At 61.0% G+C, this 20084-nt stretch carries 18 protein-coding genes; 9 read left to right on the top strand and 9 right to left on the bottom strand.

The annotated features are described in order from the left end of the window. Positions 1 to 7 precede the first annotated feature (7 nt). Positions 8 to 1171, bottom strand: a complete 1164-nt coding sequence (cyoA, locus tag TR36_RS00115) for a ubiquinol oxidase subunit II (protein ID WP_045393269.1) — start codon at positions 1169 to 1171, stop codon at positions 8 to 10. 164 nt (positions 1172 to 1335) lie between these two features. Here cyoA and TR36_RS00120 point away from each other — a divergent pair, with 164 nt between their 5' ends. Then, positions 1336 to 2682, top strand: coding sequence for an MFS transporter (locus TR36_RS00120; RefSeq protein ID WP_237763485.1), 1347 nt, complete (start codon positions 1336 to 1338; stop codon positions 2680 to 2682). Between the two features lie 148 nt (positions 2683 to 2830). On the opposite strand, the gene cysN is transcribed toward TR36_RS00120, so the two are convergent. The 4 genes from cysN to TR36_RS00140 all read right to left on the bottom strand — a co-directional run bounded on the left by cysN (position 2831) and on the right by TR36_RS00140 (position 8154). Then, complete coding sequence (gene cysN, locus TR36_RS00125) at positions 2831 to 4741, bottom strand: sulfate adenylyltransferase subunit CysN (RefSeq protein WP_045393271.1); 1911 nt, start codon at positions 4739 to 4741, stop codon at positions 2831 to 2833. Further along, complete coding sequence (gene cysD, locus TR36_RS00130) at positions 4741 to 5652, bottom strand: sulfate adenylyltransferase subunit CysD (RefSeq protein ID WP_045393475.1); 912 nt, start codon at positions 5650 to 5652, stop codon at positions 4741 to 4743. Before cysD ends, cysN begins: the two co-directional genes overlap by 1 nt. Positions 5653 to 5817: 165 nt before the next feature. Then, positions 5818 to 7860: a DNA helicase RecQ gene (recQ, locus tag TR36_RS00135; RefSeq protein WP_062762039.1), complete on the bottom strand. Its 2043-nt coding sequence runs from the start codon at positions 7858 to 7860 to the stop codon at positions 5818 to 5820. Between the two features lie 6 nt (positions 7861 to 7866). Continuing rightward, entirely contained in the window at positions 7867 to 8154 is a 288-nt protein-coding gene (locus tag TR36_RS00140) for a YggT family protein (RefSeq protein ID WP_045393275.1), read from the bottom strand. Between the two features lie 118 nt (positions 8155 to 8272). Between TR36_RS00140 and TR36_RS00145 the strand changes: the two genes are divergently transcribed. The 5 genes from TR36_RS00145 (at position 8273) to arfB (ending at position 12652) form a co-directional block, all read left to right on the top strand. Further along, positions 8273 to 9601 (top strand): MFS transporter, encoded by a 1329-nt coding sequence (locus TR36_RS00145; protein ID WP_045393277.1) that lies wholly within the window; start codon positions 8273 to 8275, stop codon positions 9599 to 9601. Continuing rightward, the gene (gene mepA / locus TR36_RS00150) at positions 9598 to 10482 is read left to right on the top strand and encodes a penicillin-insensitive murein endopeptidase (protein WP_045393279.1); all 885 of its coding nucleotides are present in this window, start codon (positions 9598 to 9600) and stop codon (positions 10480 to 10482) included. The genes TR36_RS00145 and mepA overlap by 4 nt, the downstream gene beginning before the upstream one ends. Continuing rightward, on the top strand, positions 10455 to 11321 hold the full coding sequence (locus TR36_RS00155) for an esterase-like activity of phytase family protein (protein ID WP_052362679.1): 867 nt from the start codon (positions 10455 to 10457) through the stop codon (positions 11319 to 11321). Before mepA ends, TR36_RS00155 begins: the two co-directional genes overlap by 28 nt. 43 nt (positions 11322 to 11364) lie before the next feature. Further along, positions 11365 to 11988 (top strand): queuosine precursor transporter, encoded by a 624-nt coding sequence (locus tag TR36_RS00160; RefSeq protein WP_062762042.1) that lies wholly within the window; start codon positions 11365 to 11367, stop codon positions 11986 to 11988. A 241-nt stretch (positions 11989 to 12229) separates the two neighbouring features. Next, a complete protein-coding gene (arfB, locus tag TR36_RS00165; RefSeq protein WP_045393283.1) occupies positions 12230 to 12652 on the top strand; it encodes an alternative ribosome rescue aminoacyl-tRNA hydrolase ArfB in 423 nt (140 codons plus the stop codon). A gap of 51 nt (positions 12653 to 12703) precedes the next feature. On the opposite strand, the gene TR36_RS00170 is transcribed toward arfB, so the two are convergent. The 4 genes from TR36_RS00170 to TR36_RS00185 are packed head-to-tail and all read right to left on the bottom strand — an operon-like array spanning position 12704 to position 17608. Further along, a complete protein-coding gene (locus TR36_RS00170; protein WP_045393285.1) occupies positions 12704 to 14047 on the bottom strand; it encodes a S41 family peptidase in 1344 nt (447 codons plus the stop codon). Between the two features lie 10 nt (positions 14048 to 14057). Next, positions 14058 to 15179: a murein hydrolase activator EnvC gene (locus TR36_RS00175; RefSeq protein ID WP_237763486.1), complete on the bottom strand. Its 1122-nt coding sequence runs from the start codon at positions 15177 to 15179 to the stop codon at positions 14058 to 14060. Further along, complete coding sequence (gpmI, locus tag TR36_RS00180; protein WP_045393287.1) at positions 15176 to 16687, bottom strand: 2,3-bisphosphoglycerate-independent phosphoglycerate mutase; 1512 nt, start codon at positions 16685 to 16687, stop codon at positions 15176 to 15178. Before gpmI ends, TR36_RS00175 begins: the two co-directional genes overlap by 4 nt. A gap of 54 nt (positions 16688 to 16741) precedes the next feature. Next, on the bottom strand, positions 16742 to 17608 hold the full coding sequence (locus TR36_RS00185; RefSeq protein ID WP_045393289.1) for a rhodanese-related sulfurtransferase: 867 nt from the start codon (positions 17606 to 17608) through the stop codon (positions 16742 to 16744). A gap of 115 nt (positions 17609 to 17723) precedes the next feature. Between TR36_RS00185 and pncA the strand changes: the two genes are divergently transcribed. Genes pncA through TR36_RS00200 form a run of 3 tightly spaced genes read left to right on the top strand, consistent with a single transcriptional unit; the run spans position 17724 to position 20081 of the window. Next, positions 17724 to 18317: a bifunctional nicotinamidase/pyrazinamidase gene (gene pncA, locus TR36_RS00190; RefSeq protein WP_045393291.1), complete on the top strand. Its 594-nt coding sequence runs from the start codon at positions 17724 to 17726 to the stop codon at positions 18315 to 18317. A gap of 4 nt (positions 18318 to 18321) precedes the next feature. After that, positions 18322 to 19614 (top strand): nicotinate phosphoribosyltransferase, encoded by a 1293-nt coding sequence (gene pncB / locus TR36_RS00195; protein WP_045393293.1) that lies wholly within the window; start codon positions 18322 to 18324, stop codon positions 19612 to 19614. Beyond that, the gene (locus tag TR36_RS00200) at positions 19611 to 20081 is read left to right on the top strand and encodes an RNA pyrophosphohydrolase (RefSeq protein WP_045393295.1); all 471 of its coding nucleotides are present in this window, start codon (positions 19611 to 19613) and stop codon (positions 20079 to 20081) included. The genes pncB and TR36_RS00200 overlap by 4 nt, the downstream gene beginning before the upstream one ends. Positions 20082 to 20084: the final 3 nt, after the last annotated feature.

Consider the following 20084-nt stretch of genomic DNA (forward strand, 5'->3'; position numbering starts at 1 on the left):
TATTCCGTCAGAGGGCCTGTGCGCCCTGGGGCGCGGCGAGAAGTGTGATGACCGGCGTCAAGGACAGGCCCGAACGGTCCAGCCCATGGCCACGCAGCCGCGAAGTGTCGCGTGCCGCAACGATAACCTCATCGTTGCCATAGATGCGCTGCGAATCCAGCACGGTGCAGAAGGCATCGACGGTAACCGGTGCATTGCCGAACGGCGTCGGACCGCGTGTGAACACATTGGTCGTCAGCTCGGTCACGTTCATCGTACCGGCGGCACCGAAACCACCCAGCTCGTCCAGCGCCATCATTTCGTCCACGCACATACGGGTGCCGTCGACGCAACGGTTGACGATGGCATGCCACAGGCCCGGCTCTACGCTGTTGTAGTAGGTGACCGGAACGGCCTCCGAAGGCTGCTCCATTTCGGCATAGGTGGTGCTGTCCAGAGCGGTCCCTTCTTCGCGGACCTTGGCCACCCACTCGTCGAATTCGGCAGGCTGCACGGCATGCGCCTTGAACTTCATGTGCGAGAAACCGTGGCCGGAATAGTGCGCCGACAGACCGTCATAAACGCCCGGACGGTTTAGAACGCCATGCAGCTTCGTTTCCATCGACGGCATGGCATAGATCATGCCGGCCATCGCGGGAATGTAGAACGCGTTCATGACCGACGTGGCCGTGATCGAGAATTCTACCGGACGGTCAACCGGTGTCGCGAATTCGTTCACCGTGGCAATGCCGTATTCCGGGTAGATGAACATCCACTTCCAGTCCATCGCCACAACCTCGACCTGCAAGGGCTTGTAGTCCTCGGTGATCGGCTTGCCTGCGGCCACGCGATCAAGCGGACGGTAAGGATCCAGCAGGTGTGTCCCTACCCAGGTCAACGCACCAAGGCAGATGATGATGAGCAGCGGAGCCGACCAGATCACCAGCTCCAGACGTGTGGAGTGGTGGAATTCGGGATCGTATTCGGCATCTTTATTCGAAGCGCGGTATTTCCATGCGATCACAACGACCAGTGCAATCACCGGAACAATGATCAACAGCATCAGCAGCGTCGAGATCACCAATACATCGCGTTGTTGCGCGGCAACATCGCCCGCAGGCGCCAAAACAACTGTTTTACACGCGGCGAGAAAGAGGAGGGAGCCCAGAAGGGCGAGACGAAGGGTTTTCACGGCGAATCCATTCGGAACGGTCGGACGTATGGCCGAGGTGGCTTTTTACGACTCTGCGATAATACCAGAGCCGAGGACGCAACATTGGACAATTTGCCCAATCCAAAGTCTAGTGTAAGAAAGGCACACATCAAAACGATCAATTCCTATCGGAGGGGAGCCCCGTGGCCATTCCTGCAAGTTCGACGGTAGAGCAGGACGCGCGCCGCCTGCATTCCGACAATCACGGCGGCCACGAGGCCGATCCCGGTGAAATGTCGATTGGCGTCATCATCGGTCGTACGTCCGAATTCTTTGACTTTTTCGTCTTTTCCATCGCCTGCGTGCTGGTCTTTCCGGCGCGCCTGTTCCCGTTTGCGGACCCGCTGACCGGCACATTCTATTCCTTCGGAATATTCGCGCTGGCATTTCTGGCACGTCCGTTCGGCTCGCTGTTTTTCATCTGGGTCGACAAGAATTACGGTCGCTCGGCAAAGCTGACGCTGGCACTGCTGATTCTCGGCACATCCACCGTCGCGATGGGCCTTGTTCCCACCTATGATGTGGCAGGTGCTTGGGCGATCGGGATCATCATGTTGTTCCGTATCGGCCAGGGGTTCGCGCTTGGCGGTGCATGGGACGGTCTGGCCTCCCTTCTGGCGCTGAGCGCGCCTTCGGAGAAACGTGGCTGGTACGCGATGATCCCGCAACTGGGCGCAGCCATCGCATTGGCGGTTGTGACGGGTCTGTTCATCTACCTGATCGCCGGCATGTCAGCCGGGGACTTCCTCGACTGGGGATGGCGCTACCCGTTCTTCGTTGCCTTCTCGATCAACGTTGTCGCCCTCTTCGCCCGTCTGCGCATCGTCGCAACGCCGGAATACGAGCAGATGTTTGAATCCAACGAACTGGTTGCAACAGGCGTCGCTGAAACATGGAAGGCCGAAGGCCGGCAGATCTGCCTGGGTGCGTTGACACCTCTGGCCAGCTTTGCCCTGCTGCAAATGATGACGATCTTCCCGCTCGGCTATGTCTTCCTGTTCGTCCAGGACGAAGGCCAGGCCGTTCCGATCACACCATTCCTGACGTCCATGCTGATCGGATCGTTCGTCTATTTCTTTGCCACCGCAGCCTCGGGCATTCTATCCGACAAGATCGGTCGTCGCAAATTACTCACGATGGGCGTAACGGGCATCGCGATCTTCGCAATCCTCGCTCCGGTCCTGCTGAACCTCGGCACTGCCGGCCAGACGGTCTACATCCTTGTCGGTTTTGCGCTGCTTGGTCTGACCTTCGGGCAATCCTCGGGTGCCGTTGCGGCAAGCTTTGCTCCGGGCTACCGCTACACAGCATCCGCCTGCACATCTGATCTGGCATGGGTTCTTGGCGCGGGCTTCGCACCGTTCATCGCACTCTTTGCCGCTGCGACGTTCGGCCTTTGGGCTGCCGGTGTCTATCTGCTCTCGGGGGCGGTGGTAACGCTGTTGGTACTGCGCGCAAACCGCCTGACCAGCGCGATGGGCCGGAACTAAAAGCTTTTCAACACGCCCTACCGATCAAAGCCCCGCCACCGTGCGGGGCTTTTTCACATCCCCCCTACCCTTCCGTTTGAAACAGCGCATGAAAAAGCCCCCCAGCCATGACAGGTGGGGGGCTCAATGACCCGGCCAAGCGGATGGATTACATCGCCAGCAGGCGATCCACGATCATTTCCGCAGCTTCCTCGGCCGTCATCTCGTCGGTATTGACGGTGATTTCCGCCTTTTCCGGCTTCTCATAGGGGCTGTCGATCCCGGTGAAGTTTTTCAGATCACCGGCGCGAGCCTTTTTGTACAGACCTTTGACGTCGCGGCTTTCGGCGGTTTCCAACGAGGTATTCACGAACACCTCTACGAATTCGCCTTCTTCCATCAGGTCACGCACCATCTGGCGTTCCGCTTTGAACGGCGAGATGAATGCCGTCATGACGATCAGGCCCGCATCCGTCATCAGGCGTGCCACCTCACCAACACGGCGGATGTTCTCCACACGGTCGGCATCGGTAAAGCCCAGATCGCGGTTCAACCCGTGGCGCACGTTGTCCCCATCCAGCAGGAACGAATGGCGACCCATGGAGTGCAGCTTCTTCTCCACAAGGTTGGCAATCGTGGATTTCCCCGAACCCGAAAGACCGGTGAACCAGACAACCTTTGCCTTCTGACCCTTCTGCAGGGCATGGGCATTACGATCGATATCAACCGCCTGCCAATGGATGTTCTGCGAACGACGCAGGGCAAAGTGGACCAGACCGGCTGCCACGGTGGCATTGGTCATACGATCGATCAGGATGAACCCGCCCATCGTCCGGTCATCGTCATAGCTTTCAAAGACGATCGGCCGGTCGGTGGAGATGTTGCACACACCGATCGCGTTCAGCTTCAGCGTACGGGCGGCAAGCTGCTCGGTCGTATTGACGTTCACCTCATATTTCGGCTCGGTGATCGTTGCCGTAACCGATTGGGTGCCGATCTGCAGGATGTACGGCCTGCCCGGAAGCATTTCCGATTCGTCCATCCAGATCAGTGTCGTTTCGAACTGGTCTGCCACTTCGGGTGGATTGTCTGCCACCGACAGGACGTTCCCACGGGAACAGTCGATTTCATCGTTCAGCGTGATGGTCACGGCCTGCCCGGCCACGCCGCTATCCAGATCACCATTGTAGGTGACGATGGATTTCACGGTCGATGTCTTGCCCGAGGGCAGAACACGCACCCCGTCTCCGGGGTGAACAGTTCCCGAAGTGATCGTTCCCGAAAAACCACGGAAGTCGAGGTTCGGACGGTTCACCCATTGCACGGGCATACGGAACGGACGGTTCGCCGCGCCACGATCCGAAAGCGGAACCGTTTCCAGATGGGCCATCAACGTCGGGCCCTTATACCAGTCCATCGCGACAGAACGATCCACGATGTTGTCACCGCGCAGGCCCGAGATCGGGATGGCGGTGAATTCCTTGATGCCGATCTGATCGGCAAAGGCACGGTATTCGGCCACGATCTCGTCGAACCGCTCTTCGCTGGATCCGACCAGATCCATTTTGTTCACAGCCAGAACGACGTTTGGGATGCCCAGCATGTTGACGATGTAGCTGTGGCGACGTGTCTGCGTCAGAACACCTTGGCGGGCATCGATCAGGATCACTGCAAGGTCGGCAGTGGATGCGCCGGTCACCATGTTGCGGGTATACTGCTCGTGTCCGGGCGTATCCGCGACGATGAACTTGCGCTTGTCCGTCGCAAAGAAGCGATAGGCGACGTCGATCGTGATCCCCTGCTCCCGCTCGGCGGCAAGGCCGTCAACCAGAAGCGCGAAATCGATCTCCTGCCCCTGGGTTCCAACTGCCTTGGAATCCTTGGTCAGGCTGGCCAGCTGATCCTCGAAGATCATCTTGCTGTCATACAGCAGGCGACCGATCAGCGTGGATTTACCGTCATCCACCGATCCGCAGGTGATGAAGCGCAGCATCGTCTTATGCTGGTGCTTTGACAGATAGGCGTCGATGTCTTCTGCGATCAGCGCATCGACCTTGTATTCATGCGACTGCTCGGACATCAGAAGTATCCTTCCTGCTTTTTCTTTTCCATCGAAGCGGCGCTGTCGTGGTCAATCGCGCGGCCCTGGCGTTCGGATGTGGTGGTCAGCAGCATTTCCTGAATGACCTCCGACAGCGTTGCCGCTTCGGATTCCACGGCACCCGTCAGCGGGTAGCAGCCCAGGGTCCGGAAACGAATCGACTTCATCTCAGGGGTTTCGCCATCGCGCAGCGGGAAACGGTCATCATCGACCATGATCAGCATGCCATCGCGTTCCACAACGGGGCGCGGGGCCGCGAAATACAGCGGAACGATCTCGATCTTCTCCAGCTGGATGTACTGCCAGATGTCCAACTCGGTCCAGTTGGACAGCGGGAAGACCCGAATTGATTCACCCTTTGCCTTGCGGGCGTTGTACTGGCTCCACAATTCGGGGCGCTGGCTTTTGGGGTCCCAGCGGTGGTTCGCGCTGCGGAAGGAGAAAACACGCTCTTTCGCGCGGGATTTCTCCTCGTCGCGACGCGCACCGCCAAAGGCCGCATCAAAGCCGTAGGCGCTCAGCGCCTGCTTCAAGCCGTCCGTCTTCCACATGTCCGTATGAAGCGAGCCGTGATCAAAGGGGTTGATGCCCTTTTCCACAGCCTCGGGGTTGTGGTGGACCAGAAGTTGCATTCCTGCATCCGCTGCTGCCTTGTCGCGCAGGGCGTACATTGCCTGAAACTTCCACGTTGTATCCACGTGCAACAGCGGGAAAGGCGGAGGCGAAGGGTAAAACGCCTTCTTTGCCAGATGCAGCATACATGCCGAATCTTTGCCAACCGAATAGAGCATTACCGGATTCGTCGAAGTGGCCACCACCTCGCGCATGATCTGGATGCTTTCGGCTTCAAGCCGCTGTAGGTGGGTCAGTTGCCGATCATCAAGTGCCATGGCCGCTTTCTTGGTTTCCTGGTGATTGAGCTGCAGTAACTTCTGCATCCTTCATCTGACACGCCCAAGACGCAACCGAAAGATGGCAAAATCCATAAAAACATCAATCCGAAGATGAAAATATATTCGAAATCTGTGCCTTGCCGGAAGGCCTGACCCGGAACATCATTCCCCGGACGCGTTCACCGATGCCAGAAATGCCTCACCGAACCGCTCCAGACGTGCCGCGCCAAGTGCGCCTACACGCTCAAGATCGGCCATGGACCGTGGTTTTGCCTCCGCAATCTTGCGCAGCACTGCGGTGGAACAGGACAGCGGCTTGCCCGTGCCGTCCTCTCCGCGTGCCAGCCGCAGGTGCTCCGCCACCAGCCGGTCAAAGATCATGCCCGCATCCCGCCCTGCCAGGCGCCGCCGCTGCGGGTGCATGGCGGGGGCCTCTCCGTTGATAACCGCCAGAAATGTGTCGCCATAGCTTTCCAGCTTGCGGGCACCGACCCCGCCGATCCGCGCCATCGCATCCAGATCCGCAGGGCGTACTTCGGCCATCTCGGCCAGGGTACGATCGGTAAAGATCACATAGGCAGGCACATTCTGCGCTTCGGCCAAGGCCCGGCGCTTGGCTTTCAGGGCAGACATCAACGGCGCATCCTCGTCCCGCACCAATGTCTTGGCGACGGTTCGGGTCGTGGCACGGTCGATGGTATCACGGCGCAGGGTGATCGGCGCTTCCCCTCGCAGGACCGGCAGCGCGTCATCCGTCATCCGCAAGGCGCCGTGGCGCTCGGGGTCGGGCCGGACCAGATCGCGCCCCATCATCTGCCGGAACACGGCCCCCCAAGCAGGTTTGGAAAGATCGCGGCCAACGGCAAAGGTAGGCAGGCTGTCATGCCCCCGCTCGCGCACCTTGGCCGTGTCCTGTCCGGTCAGAATATCGATCAGATGGCCGCTGCCAAACCGTTCACCCGTCCGCAGGATTGCCGACAGCGCCTTGCGTACGGCATCCGTTGCATCGAACAATTCTGCCGGGCGCGCGCAAAGATCGCAATTTCCGCAAGGAGCGCTCTCCTCGCCGAAATATTGCAGCAAGACCTGACGGCGGCAGGCCATCGCCTCGGCCAGCCCCAGCAATGCGTTCAACCGGACATGGTCGGCCGCCCGCCGTTCGGGCGGGGCGGGGCTTTCATCGATCTGGCTGCGCCGCAGGCGGATATCATCCGGGCCATAAAGTGTCAGGGTGTCGGCAGGGGCACCATCCCGCCCGGCCCGCCCGATTTCCTGATAGTAGCCCTCGACAGTCTTCGGCAGGTCCGCATGGGCGACCCAGCGGATATCCGGCTTGTCGATTCCCATGCCGAAGGCAACCGTGGCGACAACAACCAGCCCGTCCTCACGCATGAAGCGGGTTTCGACCATGCGCCGTTCATCGCCATTCATGCCGCCGTGGTAAAAGGCTGCAGAATGCCCTGCCTCGTTCAATACACGTGCCAATGTTTCGGTCTTGGCCCGCGTGGCGGCATAGACGATGCCCGACAAACCCCGGCGCCGTTCCGCATAATCCAGAATCTGCCGGCGGGGCGAATCCTTGACCGCAAAGGCCAGATGAAGGTTCGGCCGGTCAAAACCGCCAAGGAACGTCTCGGGCGCGGCACCGTCGAACAGGCGTCTTACAATTTCCTCACGCGTTTCGGCATCGGCCGTCGCGGTAAAGGCCGCCAGCGGAACATCCAGCGCCCGGCGCAATGCCCCGATCCGCAGATAATCGGGCCGGAAATCATGGCCCCACTGGCTGACGCAATGCGCCTCGTCCACTGCAATCATCGTGACACCGATGCGGCGCAGCATGGTTTCGGCCACGCTCAACCGTTCGGGCGCCATATAGAGCAGCTTCATCCGCCCTTCATCCAGTGCGCGGAACACCTCTTCGTTCTCGGCCTCGGTATTGGCGGACGTCAGCGCTCCGGCTTCGACCCCCACCTCGCGCAGGGCCCGGACCTGATCGCGCATCAGCGCGATCAGGGGTGAGATGACAACCGTCACCCCTGCACGGCACAGCGCCGGCAGCTGGAAACAGAGCGATTTTCCCCCACCCGTCGGCAGGATGGCCAAGGTGTTGCGCCCTGCCAGAACCGCGTCCACGATCTCGGCCTGCCCCGGGCGAAACCCGTCAAACCCGAAAACAGAACGAAGCAACGCGATAGGTTCGGGCATGTCGGATCAGTAGAATGCCGCAGCGTTGTTCACGATGATGATGCGCAGGGCATAAACCGCCAGCAAGGCCACCAGCGGTGCCAGATCAAGACCGCCCATCTGCGGAAGAACGCGGCGGATCTGGTTGTACATCGGTTCCAACAACCGGTTAAGGCCGCTCCAGATCTGGTAGACCAACGGCTGACGCAGGTTCAGAACCTGGAAATTGATCAACCAGCTCATGATCACATGGGCCAGAATCACGAATTGCACGACACTCAGGATCATGAGCAGGATCTGAAATAGGGAAACCATGGTCCATCCGGGCTGATAAGGTTGCCCATATGACCTAAGCAATCGCAGCCTTCGGCACAACCGCCTTGCACGTCGCATCGGGTTGACGCCTGATGCCGCCAGCATCGGGGGGGCGGGAATGCGCAGACAGATCTGGGGTTGGTATTTCTTTGACTGGGCCAGTCAGCCGTTCAGCACGCTGCTGATCACATTCATCTTCGCCCCCTATATGGCGCGGATCATCGGGGATGGCGCCTCGGCACAGGCAATCTGGGGCTATGGCCTTGCAATCACCGGGGCAGTCATTGCCATCCTGTCTCCGCTTCTGGGCACGATCGCGGATCGTGCCGGCGGCCACTTGCGCTTTATTGCCGTGTTTTCGCTGATGTATGTCGCGGGCGCTTCCGGCCTGTGGTTCGCCGCCCCGGATGATCCGCACGTCATATGGACGCTGGCCTGCTTCGGGATTGGCCTGATCGGGATGGAATTCGCGACCACATTCACCAATGCCCTGATGCCCGGCCTTGCCGCCCCCCAGGACATGGGGCGGATCTCGGGCGCCGGATGGGCCTTTGGCTACGTGGGCGGGCTGATCGCATTGATCCTGATGCTGGGCTTTTTCCAAAGCGATGCCCAGGGGTTGACCATGCTGGGCCTGCCGCCCGCCTTCGGCCTTGATCCCGCAACCGAGGCCGGGACCCGTATTGTAGGCCCGCTGACGGCGCTGTGGTATGCGCTATTCATCTTGCCGTTCTTTGCCTTTGTTCCTGCCCCGCCCAAGGGGGATATGGGCGTAAAAGCCGCGGCAGCCCGCGCATGGCCGGAATTGCGCGCCAGCCTTGCCCGCCTGCCAAAGCAGCGCAGCCTTGCAGCATTTCTGGGGGCGTCCATGCTGTATCGTGACGCGCTGAACGGGATCTATGCTTTCGGCGGGATCTATGCCGTCGGCGTTCTGGGGTGGGAGGTGCGCGAGGTAGGCCTGTTCGGCATCCTCGCTTCGGTCACCGGGGCGCTTTTCGCGTGGCTGGGGGGCCGCGCCGACAGCAGGTTCGGGGCGCGTCCCGTCCTGATCACATCCCTGCTGACGTTGGTGGCAGCAGCGATGATCGTCCCCACCATTACCCCCGGAACATTGCTAGGCGTGCCCGTTTCGGCGGGGCATGCCAATCTGGCATTCTATGTCATAGGCGGGCTGATCGGTGCGGCAGGGGGCGCCCTTCAGGCCTCCAGCCGGACGATGATGCTTTGGCAGGCCGAACCCGGCCGGTTGACCGAAGGTTTCGGCCTTTATGCCCTGTCCGGCAAGGCAACAGCCTTCATGGCCCCGCTGCTGATCGGAATTGCAACCCAAATCAGCGGATCGCAGCGAATTGGCATTCTTCCGGTCATCGCGCTCTTTCTTGGCGGGCTGGTCCTGCTATGGTGGGTCAAAGCCCCGAGCGTCCCCAAACCCGAGCGTGCCCCATGATCCGCCCCCTTGCCGCCATCGCCACGATCCTGTCCCTGGCCCTGCCCGCGGGGGCCGAACCACTGGCGAACCAGCTGTTCGGCGCGATGCCCAGCCCTTCGGCGCAACGGTCCGAACCCGTGGGCTTCTACAGCCGCGGGTGTGGCGCGGGAATGGTGCAGCTGCCGGAAACCGGCCCCACATGGCAAGCCATGCGCCTGTCGCGCAACCGGAACTGGGGTCAGCCGGAAATGATAACGTTTCTGGAACAGCTGTCGGTGGCCGCCACCAAACTGGGCTGGCGTGGCCTGTACATAGGGGACATCAGCCAGCCACGCGGCGGGCCGATGACCTCGGGGCATGCAAGCCACCAGATCGGCCTTGATGCAGATGTCTGGATGCTGCCCCCCAGCAGCCTGACGCTTAGCCGCGCGCAACGGGAAAGCATTTCCTCCATCTCCATCCGCACCGCTGATCAACGGTCGGTCAATTCGAACTGGACGCCGCAACACCAGGCGCTGCTGCAATCCGCAGCAATGGACGATCGGGTGGACCGCATTTTCGTGGCTGCCGCGGTCAAGATCCGGATGTGCCAGACCGCAACTGCCGCCGATACCCCGTGGCTGCAAAAGATCCGCCCCATCGCAGGGCATAACACCCATTTTCACATCCGCCTGAAGTGCCCTGCCGGATCCCGGAACTGCACACCGCAGACGCCGACGGTCAATGAGCTGTCCAAGGGCGGCAACGGCTGCGATGAGACCCTGTCCTGGTGGGTCACCGATTATCTGAACCCGCAAAGCGCACCCGCAGGCCCCGCCGTTCCCGCCAGCCCCTCGCCCCGCACCTTCACCATGGCCGATCTGCCCGCGCAATGTACCGACGTCTTGCGCGCACGCTGATCGCGTTTCCGCTGCTGGTTGTCATCGCGGCCCTGGCCTCGTGGCAACTGCCTGCAGGCGGCAACCATGCGACCACTTTTCGATGGACTGCGGATGACCCCCGTTTTGGCGGGTTTTCCGCGCTGGAGGTGTCACAGGACGGCAGTCGTTTCACCGCCATAACAGACAAGGGCAACTGGCTGACAGGCACGCTGCTGCGTGAAAAGCATCGGATCATTGGCGTGGATGCCACACCCCTGACAGCCCTGCGCGCCGAAAACGGCGAAGCGGTAAAAGTTGCGGATTCCGATTCGGAAGGCATGGCACTGGCCCCCGACGGCACTGCATTTGTCAGCTTCGAGCAGCGGATCGGCATCCGGCGATATGCCACCCTGAAGGCCACCCCGGTCCGCCTGCCCAACGGCCCCTTTGCAGAGCTTCCTTTCAACGGCGGGCTGGAGGCTGTGGCCCTTGACGGTGATACTGTCCTGACCATTCCCGAAATTCCCAATGGCGATACCTTTACCGTCTGGCGTCTGGCGTCTGGCGAATGGGTTCGGGATTTCGCCATTCCCCGGCGCGGGGTCTTCCGCGTGGCCGATGCCGATGTGCTGGACGACCATCTCTATATTCTGGAGCGGGCATTTCTGGGCCTCGGGTTTGCCACCCGCGTCCGCAGATTCGCGCTGAATGGCAGCGAGGAAACGACACTCTTCACCTCTCGCCCCGGAAAGTTCGACAATCTGGAGGGGCTTTCTGTCTGGCGGGATGGGCGGACGCTGGTTCTGACGATGATCTCGGATGACAACTTCATGCCGTTCGAGCGGACGGAGTTTGTTGAATACCGCTTTGCGGAGTGACCGATTTGCGGTATCCACCGTCCCCGCAAACCCCGGAGCCGCAATGACCCGCAACCTTATCCCCGGCATCATCGCGATGGCGCTGATTGTCGTCGCCTCGAACATCCTCGTGCAGATTCTGCTGGGGGACTGGCTTACGTGGGGGGCCTTTACCTATCCATTCGCATTTCTCGTTACGGATGTCACGAACCGGCTTTACGGTCCCGCGGCCGCACGCAAGGTCGTGGTTGCCGGCTTCATCACCGGGCTGATCTGTTCGCTGATCGGCACCCAGATCGATGGAGAGTTCGGCCCTCTGGTGACATACCGCGTTGCCTTGGCATCCGGGATGGCATTTCTGGTGGCACAGCTTCTGGATGTCGCGATCTTTGATCGTCTGCGGCGGGGCAGATGGTGGCGCGCCCCTGTCATTTCCACGCTGACAGGCTCCATCTTCGACACGGTTCTGTTCTTCGGAATCGCCTTTGCCGCCCCGCTGTCCTTTCTGGATCCTGCGGCCGATATCGCATGGGCGAATGAACCGGTGCCGATGCTGGGCGTGGGGCCGGCCTTGCCCCTGTGGATATCGCTGGCCGCAGCGGACTGGAGCGTGAAATTGTTCCTTGCCCTTGTGGCCCTTCTGCCCTTCCGCCTGATCGTGAAAAAAAGGATCGCCCAAATTGGGTGAGAGGCGTTGACATATGCCGAATCTGTGCCAACCTCCTAATTATCGGCAACGTATTTGAAAGGAGGTGATCCAGTGTCTAGAGTGATATTGGAGAGACGCGTCGGGACAGTTCGGGAGAATGTAAGCTAGAGGCAGCCCTCTGGCGGAACGCCAACCGAATTGGGGTGACACCTAACTGGCTCATCTCCTTGGATCTCGGAAAGGGTCGTCGGAAATGGCGACCCTTTCTCTATGTTGAAGCATGCTGCACATTACCCCTGCCATCACGATCGCCGACTGGGAACTGACCGAAACGTTCATGCGTGCTTCGGGTCCCGGCGGGCAGAATGTGAACAAGGTTTCCTCCGCCGTTGAGCTGCGGTTCGAGGCCGAACGCTCCCCCAATCTGTCTGATCCCGTCAAGACCCGGCTGAAACGGCTGGCTGGACGGCGTTGGACAAATGAGGGGGCCCTTGTTCTGCAGGTTGATGAAACCCGCAGTCAGCTCCGGAATCGCGAAATTGCACGTGAAAGGCTGGCCGATCTGATCAGGCAGGCGCTGGTTGCGCCCAAACGGCGCATCGCGACAAAGCCGACGCTTGGCAGCCAGCGTCGGCGCTTGGCGGCCAAGGCAAATCGCGGTGCCATAAAGGCAGGGCGCGGCCGCATTCAAGATGAGGAATAGGGGCGCCCTGCGCATTCCGTTTCGGAATGTCACAAGGCGCCCACAGGCAGATTATTTGCCGTTCACGACCGACAGGCCACGCAGGATATCGACGGCATAGGCCAGCTGATAATCCTCTTCCCGCAGTTTTGCAGTTTCTTCGACCAGCGCACGATCAGCCTCAAGCTGCTGACGCTCTTCATCCGTCATCGAATCATTCGACAGAATGCCCCGCAACGAGGATTCCGAACGCGGAGCCCGCGCGGATGTCGTCTCTGCGCTGTCGGGTGTGGTTTCCAGATCACGTGCAGGCTGATCCACCACAATATCGGGTGATACGCCAAGCGCCTGGATACTGCGACCGGACGGTGTGTAATACCGTGCGGTGGTCAGGCGCATTGCGCCCTCTCCCCGGACCGGAATGACCGTCTGGACAGAGCCTTTGCCAAAGCTCTTGGTGCCGACAACGATCGCACGCTTATGATCCTGCAGCGCACCCGCCACGATTTCCGAGGCCGAGGCGGAACCGCCGTTGATCAGCACGACTATCGGCTTGCCATCCACCAGATCTCCCGGGGTTGCATTGTAGCGCTCGTTGTCCTGATCGTTCCGGCCACGGGTGGAAACAATTTCGCCCTGTTCGATAAACGCATCGGACACCTTGATCGCCTGCGTCAGCAGACCGCCCGGGTTGTTGCGCAGATCCAGAACGACGCCGTTCACGTTGTCCATGCCGCCCAGCTCGTCCACACGCTTCTTCAGTTCCTCCTCCACACCGGGATAGGTCTGATCGTTGAAGGTGGAAACACGCAGGACGATGGTATGCCCGCCCACGGTGCTGGAGCGTACAGCCGTCAGCTTGATCGTATCGCGCACCAGTGACACGTCGAACGGCTCGGCCCGACCCTCGCGCAGAATGCTGATCACAATCTCGGACCCGACCGGCCCGCGCATTTTTTCAACGGCCTGATCCAAGGGCAGACCCTGCAACGATTCCCCGTCAACCGCGACGATGAAATCGCCAGGCTGGATACCGGCAGCGGCGGCCGGCGTATCATCCATCGGCGTGACGACTTTGACAAAGCCGTCCTCCTGCGTCACCTCGATCCCGAGGCCGCCGAATTCGCCGCGTGTCTGTACCTGCATATCATCGAAATCATCCGGCGGCAGATAGCTGGAATGCGGGTCCAGCGAGGTCAGCATGCCGTTGATCGCGGCATCGATCAGCTTCTGGCTGTCCACATCCTCGACATATTGCTTGCGAATGCGATCAAATACATCGCCGAACAGATCAAGCTGCTCATAGACGGACGTATCGTGCCGTTGTTCCTGCGCGATCAGCGGCGCGGCCAATTGCGTGGTGGCCAGAACGCCTGCCACGGTACCGCCCAAAGCGGCCAGAACATATTTCCTCATACCCGTCCCATCATTCCTGCGTTTGCGCAAACCATGTCGCCGGATCGACCGGGCCGGTTCCCTGACGCAATTCCAGATACAGCGTTTCCGTTTCACCCGAACCTTGCGGCCCACTTCGGGTAGAAGTGGTTCCCTGATCCAGAAAATCCACCAGACCCTGATCACCGCCCGGCATCAAGCCCAAAGCCGCACCGGCCGGTACAACCTCACCTACCTCGCCATACACCGTTTCCAGCCCGGCAATCACCATCAGATACCCTTCTCCCGGCTCAAGCATCATCACATTTCCGTAGCCCTGAAGGGGCCCGCGGTACCGTATGGTTGCCGCATAGGGCGCTGTCACCAGCGCACCGGGGCGGGCGGCAAGGATGATGCCAGGGCGGCGTACACCGGCCTGATCGCTTTCGTTCGCGCCCCGCACGATCGTTCCATGTACGGGCAGCGGCAACGTTCCCTTTGCAGCCACGAAACCCGCAGGCATCCCCCCCGGATCAAGCTGCCGGGCAAAGGCATCCAGCGAGTCCGAGCTTTCCAGCAGGGCACGCAGCACGGCCGGATCATCGGTAAACCTTCGGGGCAGATCCGTCCGGTCGGAAATGGCCTGACCCAGAGCCGTCCGCGCCTCCTGCGCCACACGCAGTCCTTCGGCCAATGTAGCCGCAGAGGCACGTTGCACATCCCCAAGCTCTTTCAGTTCGGTCAACCGCGCCTCGATCGCATCGGCCTCTGCCTGAAGCGCGGGTGCGATATCGGCAAGGATAAGCCCCGTCTGCACGGTTGCCAGCGGCCCCCCGGGGTGCAGCATCAGCATCGGGCCGGGATCCCCCTCCATCCGCGCCAGCGCTCCCAGAAGCTGCGAGACATCCGACCGCTTCTGCCCCTGATCCTGACGCAGCGCCGCTTCCCGCAGGGCCACCTGTCGCAGGCTTTCCCGCAGGGCGGCCAACCCGTCTTCGTAGTTGCCGATGGTTTCGGTCAGGGCCTTTACCCTGTCACGCCCCGTGCGGGCGGCCTGCATGTTCGAAACCGCCTCGCGCAGCCCTGCCGCTGCCGATTGTGCTTGCGCGGCCACGTCCTGTGCATGGGCAGGTGCCACCAGACACAAGCTCAGAAGGGCCGCGCGTGCAATCATCCGATAAGGCTCTTGCCTGTCATCTCGGACGGTTGGGGCAGTCCCATCAGCTGCAACAGCGTGGGGGCCACATCTGCCAGCCGTCCAGCCCGCAACGTTGCGCCTTCGGGGCCACCGACCAGCACCACCGGAACCGGATTGGTCGTATGTGCCGTGTGGGGGCCGCCGGTGACAGGGTCCACCATGGTTTCACAGTTGCCGTGGTCCGCGATGACCAGCATGGCACCGCCTGCCTGCTCCAACTCCTCCAGCGCCTGCCCAAGACCGGTATCAACGGCCTCGCATGCGGCCATTGCCGCCTCCAGCACCCCCGTGTGACCGACCATATCCGGATTGGCAAAATTGACGACGATCAGATCGTAGCCGTGGCGGATTGCACCGACCAGTTGCTCGGCCACCTCCGGCTCCGACATTTCGGGCTGCATGTCATAGGTGGCAACCTTGGGAGATTGCGGCATGAAGCGGTCCTCATCCGCGAATGGCTGTTCACGCCCCCCGTTCAGAAAGAACGTGACATGGGGGTATTTCTCCGTCTCGGCCAGCCGGAACTGGGTTTTGCCCTGCGCTGCCACCCATTCGCCCAGGGTGTTCACGATGGATTGCTTGGGGAAGGCCGAGGCCATGTAACGGTCATGTTCAGACGAATAATCGACCATGCCGATCATGCCCGCCCAATTCACCGCACGGCGCGGCGCGGCCTCGAATGACGGATCGCCCAGCGCTGCCAGAATTTCCCGCGCGCGATCCGCACGGAAATTCAGGCAGAAGAAGCCATCCCCGTCCCGGGCGCCTGCATAACCGCCAATCACCGTGGGCGGAATGAATTCATCGGTTTCGCCACGGGCATAGGCTGCTTCGATGGCCTCGGCCGCGGTGGCAGCAGCCTCGCCCTTGGCATCGACCATGGCATCGGCGGCACGCATGACGCGCTCCCAGCGGTTATCGCGGTCCATCGCGTAATAGCGCCCGGATACGGTGCCGATCGTTACCCCGTCCGGCAGGGAGTCCGTCAGCTCATGCAGGAACTTCATTGCGGAAGACGGCGCAACATCGCGCCCGTCGGTCACAAGATGCAGCACGACGGGCACGCCGCCGGATGCAACTGCCCGTGCCGCAGCCATGAGATGCAGGATATGCCCGTGAACACCGCCGTTGGACAGGACACCCATCAGATGCGCCGCCCCGCCCGAGGCTTTCATCGCACCGATGAAGGCAGTCAGCGTTTCATTGCTGAAGAACGATCCATCCTCGATCGCCAGATCGATCTGCCCCAGATCCATCGCCACCACGCGGCCCGCACCGATATTGGTATGGCCCACCTCCGAATTGCCCATCTGCCCTTTGGGCAAACCCACATCGGGGCCGAAGGTGGTCAGCGTGGCATGCGGGCAGGTGGCCATCAGCCGGTCCATGTTCGGCGTTTTTGCCAGATGCGGGGCATTCGCGGTTTTCTCGTCGCTCAGGCCCCAGCCATCAAGGATGCATAGGATGACGGGTTTCGGTGGCATTGGCGTCTCCGTGGTTTCGTCCGTTGTAGGGCGGGCGGAACAGTGCCGCAACCGTCAGCCGCGCTGCTTCTGGCGCATGCGAAAGCGGGCACGATCCTCATCGTTGTATTCCCCGATGCATCGGGGGCAGGAAACACCGTGTTCATAATCGGCGTGGCTGCGATCCTCGGGGGCAACCGGGCGGCCACAGGCATGGCACATCCTGTATTTCCCCTGCCCCAGACCATGGGTTACGGATACGCGTTTGTCGAACACATAGCATTCGCCCTGCCAGAGGCTCTGCTCCTCGGGCACTTCCTCAAGATACTTCAGGATGCCGCCCTTCAGGTGGAAAACATCCTCCACCCCCTGCCCCAACAGATAGTTCGTCGATTTCTCGCACCGGATTCCGCCCGTGCAGAACATGGCAATCCGTTTGCCGGCGAAACGCTCACGGTTCTCCTCCCACCAGGCGGGGAAATCTCCGAAGCTGGTGGTTGCCGGGTCGATCGCCCCCTTGAAGGTGCCGATCTCCACCTCGTAATCGTTGCGCGTGTCGATCACGGCCACATCGGGATCAGAGATCAGCGCATTCCAATCGGCCGGCGCCACGTAATGGCCGGTTCCCGTCTGCGGATCCACGTCAGGCTGATGCATCGTGACGATCTCGCGCTTCAGACGCACCTTGAGGCGGTCGAATGGAAACGTCTCGGACGTGCTTTCCTTCCATTCCAGGCCATCGCATCCCGGCAGGGCGCGCAGGGCCGCCAGCACGGTATCGATCCCCTCGCGCGATCCGGCGATCGTGCCGTTCACCCCTTCGGGCGCAATCAGCAAGGAGCCGCGCACACCCGCATCTGCCGCAACCGTACGCAGGGGCGCGATCAGGGCGGACGGGTCGGGAAAGCGGGCGAAATGATAAAGTGCGGCAATGATGATCATGCACAGCCAGATGCGCCGAATCGCCGATTAAATCAAGACCCGCGCCTGTGCCTGCCATTGACGATGCCGTTCCCGCCTTTTACGCCTGCGCATGGCTTTCGCGGAGGAGGAACCGATGGACGCCCTGATCGTCATCGATATGCAGCCTGATTTTTGCCCGGGTGGTGCTCTGGCTGTTGCCGGGGGGGATGACATCGTCGCCCCCATCAATGCCATGATGGACCGCTTCGGCATCGTGGTCGCGACGCAGGATTGGCATCCGGCAGATCATTCCAGCTTTGCCGATGTGCAGGGGCAGCCCCCCTATTCGCAGATGGAAATGCCCTACGGCCCGCAGGTTCTGTGGCCCAGGCATTGCGTGCAGGGCACATTGGGCGCGACATTGCACCCCAAGCTGCGATCCGACCGCGCCGATCTGATCCTGCGCAAAGGGTTCCGGCCCGAGATCGACAGTTATTCGGCCTTTTTCGAGAATGACCGCGTTACCCCTACGGGTCTGGACGGCTACCTACGCAACAGGGGCGTAACAGATCTGGTGCTTTGCGGCCTCGCGACCGATTTCTGCGTGGCCTATTCGGCCATGGATGCGGCAAAGGCCGGATACCGCGTGCGGGTGGCGATGAACGCCTGCCGCGCGATTGACCTGAACGGATCGCTTGCCTTGGCCTGCGATGCAATGCGCGCCAGTGGCGTGATCTTGGAGGAATGAACCTATGGTCGATATCGCAACGCGCGTGCACAACCACAAATGGAAAATTGACCCCATCGTGCGGTCGCTGATCGATACCGATTTCTACAAACTTCTGATGTGCCAGTCCATCTTCCGGAACAAGCCGGATACGCAGGTCAAATTCAGCCTGATCAACCGCACCAAGACCATCCGCCTTGCCGAACTGGTGGATGAGGGGGAATTGCGCCAGCAGCTGGACCACGTTCGCAGCCTGCGCCTGACCCGCGGCGAAAGCACTTGGCTGCGCGGCAATACCTTTTACGGCAAACGCCAGATGTTCCGCCCCGATTTCATGGAGTGGTTCGAAAATCTAGAGCTGCCGCCATACCAGCTGGAAAAGAAGGACGGCCAATACGAGCTGACATTCGAAGGTTCATGGCCCGAGGTGATGCTGTGGGAAATTCCCGCCCTTGCGATTCTGGTGGAATTGCGCTCTCGCGCTGTATTGGAACGCCTTGGCCGGTTCGAGATCCAGGTGCTTTACGCCCGTGGCATGACCAAGCTGTGGGAGAAGATCGAGCGGCTGAAGCAGATCCCCGATCTGAAGATTGCCGATTTCGGCACCAGACGCCGCCATTCGTTCCTCTGGCAGGACTGGTGCGTGCAGGCCATGCTGGAAGGCCTGGGGGACAAGTTTCTCGGGACATCCAACTGCCTGATCGCCATGCGCCGCGAAGTGGAGGCGATCGGAACCAATGCGCATGAGCTGCCGATGGTCTATGCCGCACTGGCCAATGACGATGCCGAACTGGCGCAGGCCCCCTATCGCGTGATGGCCGATTGGCACGAAGAGCATGACGGCAATCTGCGGGTCATGCTGCCCGACACTTTCGGCACGACCGGCTTTCTGGAACGGGCCCCCAACTGGCTGACGACATGGACCGGCATCCGCATCGATTCAGGTGATCCGGCGCAGGCGGCTGAACGGGCCATCGCGTGGTGGGAAAGCCGGGGCGAGGACCCGCGTGAAAAGCTTGTCATCTTCTCGGACGGGCTGGATGTCGACAAGATCGAGGAATTGCATCACCGGTTCCGCGGCAGGGTGAAGGCCTCGTTCGGCTGGGGCACCATGCTGACCAATGATTTCCGCGGACTGGTGCCCGACGGCGCGCTGGATCCCTTCAGCCTTGTATGCAAGGCCGTTTCGGCGAATGGCCGCCCGACGGTCAAGCTGTCGGACAATCCCAACAAGGCGCTTGGCCCCAAGGACGAGATCGAACGCTACAAACGTGTGTTCGAGGTCGGCGTCCAGCAGGCGCAAGAGGTGAAAGTATGACAAATCTGCCCTACCGTCCCTGCGTTGGCGTGATGCTGATCAATGCCCAGGGGCATATATTCGCCGGGCGGCGGATCGATAGCGATGCGCCGGCGTGGCAAATGCCCCAGGGCGGCATCGACAAAGGGGAAAAGCCCCGCGCCGCCGCCCTGCGCGAATTGTGGGAGGAAACCGGCGTCACCGAGGATCTGGTGACCTTTGTCGCCAAGACGGATGACTGGGTCACCTACGATCTGCCGCCCGAACTTCTGGGCCGGATATGGGGCGGCAAATACTGCGGCCAGCGTCAGAAGTGGTTTCTGTTCCGCTTTGACGGCAGGGACGACCAGATCCGCATCGATGGGGAGCATCCCGAGTTTGCCGAATGGAAGTGGATCGGGGCCGATGAGATGATTGCCGCAATCGTCCCGTTCAAACGCGCGGTCTATGAACAGGTCGTGACTGCATTCCGCGCGCATCTGGCCTGATCG

It is taken from the genome of Falsirhodobacter sp. alg1, assembly GCF_000739715.2.
Classification (GTDB): Bacteria; Pseudomonadota; Alphaproteobacteria; order Rhodobacterales; family Rhodobacteraceae; genus Falsirhodobacter.

Coding starts and splice junctions, on each gene's coding strand:
- cysN (WP_045393271.1), bottom strand. CDS start 4,741: ATGTCCGAGCAGTCGCATGAATACAAGGTCGATGCGCTGATCGCAGAA.
- cysD (WP_045393475.1), bottom strand. CDS start 5,652: ATGGCACTTGATGATCGGCAACTGACCCACCTACAGCGGCTTGAAGCC.
- recQ (WP_062762039.1), bottom strand. CDS start 7,860: ATGCCCGAACCTATCGCGTTGCTTCGTTCTGTTTTCGGGTTTGACGGG.
- TR36_RS00140 (WP_045393275.1), bottom strand. CDS start 8,154: ATGGTTTCCCTATTTCAGATCCTGCTCATGATCCTGAGTGTCGTGCAA.
- TR36_RS00145 (WP_045393277.1), top strand. CDS start 8,273: ATGCGCAGACAGATCTGGGGTTGGTATTTCTTTGACTGGGCCAGTCAG.
- mepA (WP_045393279.1), top strand. CDS start 9,598: ATGATCCGCCCCCTTGCCGCCATCGCCACGATCCTGTCCCTGGCCCTG.
- TR36_RS00155 (WP_052362679.1), top strand. CDS start 10,455: ATGTACCGACGTCTTGCGCGCACGCTGATCGCGTTTCCGCTGCTGGTT.
- TR36_RS00160 (WP_062762042.1), top strand. CDS start 11,365: ATGACCCGCAACCTTATCCCCGGCATCATCGCGATGGCGCTGATTGTC.
- arfB (WP_045393283.1), top strand. CDS start 12,230: ATGCTGCACATTACCCCTGCCATCACGATCGCCGACTGGGAACTGACC.
- TR36_RS00170 (WP_045393285.1), bottom strand. CDS start 14,047: ATGAGGAAATATGTTCTGGCCGCTTTGGGCGGTACCGTGGCAGGCGTT.
- TR36_RS00175 (WP_237763486.1), bottom strand. CDS start 15,179: ATGATTGCACGCGCGGCCCTTCTGAGCTTGTGTCTGGTGGCACCTGCC.
- gpmI (WP_045393287.1), bottom strand. CDS start 16,687: ATGCCACCGAAACCCGTCATCCTATGCATCCTTGATGGCTGGGGCCTG.
- TR36_RS00185 (WP_045393289.1), bottom strand. CDS start 17,608: ATGATCATCATTGCCGCACTTTATCATTTCGCCCGCTTTCCCGACCCG.
- pncA (WP_045393291.1), top strand. CDS start 17,724: ATGGACGCCCTGATCGTCATCGATATGCAGCCTGATTTTTGCCCGGGT.
- pncB (WP_045393293.1), top strand. CDS start 18,322: ATGGTCGATATCGCAACGCGCGTGCACAACCACAAATGGAAAATTGAC.
- TR36_RS00200 (WP_045393295.1), top strand. CDS start 19,611: ATGACAAATCTGCCCTACCGTCCCTGCGTTGGCGTGATGCTGATCAAT.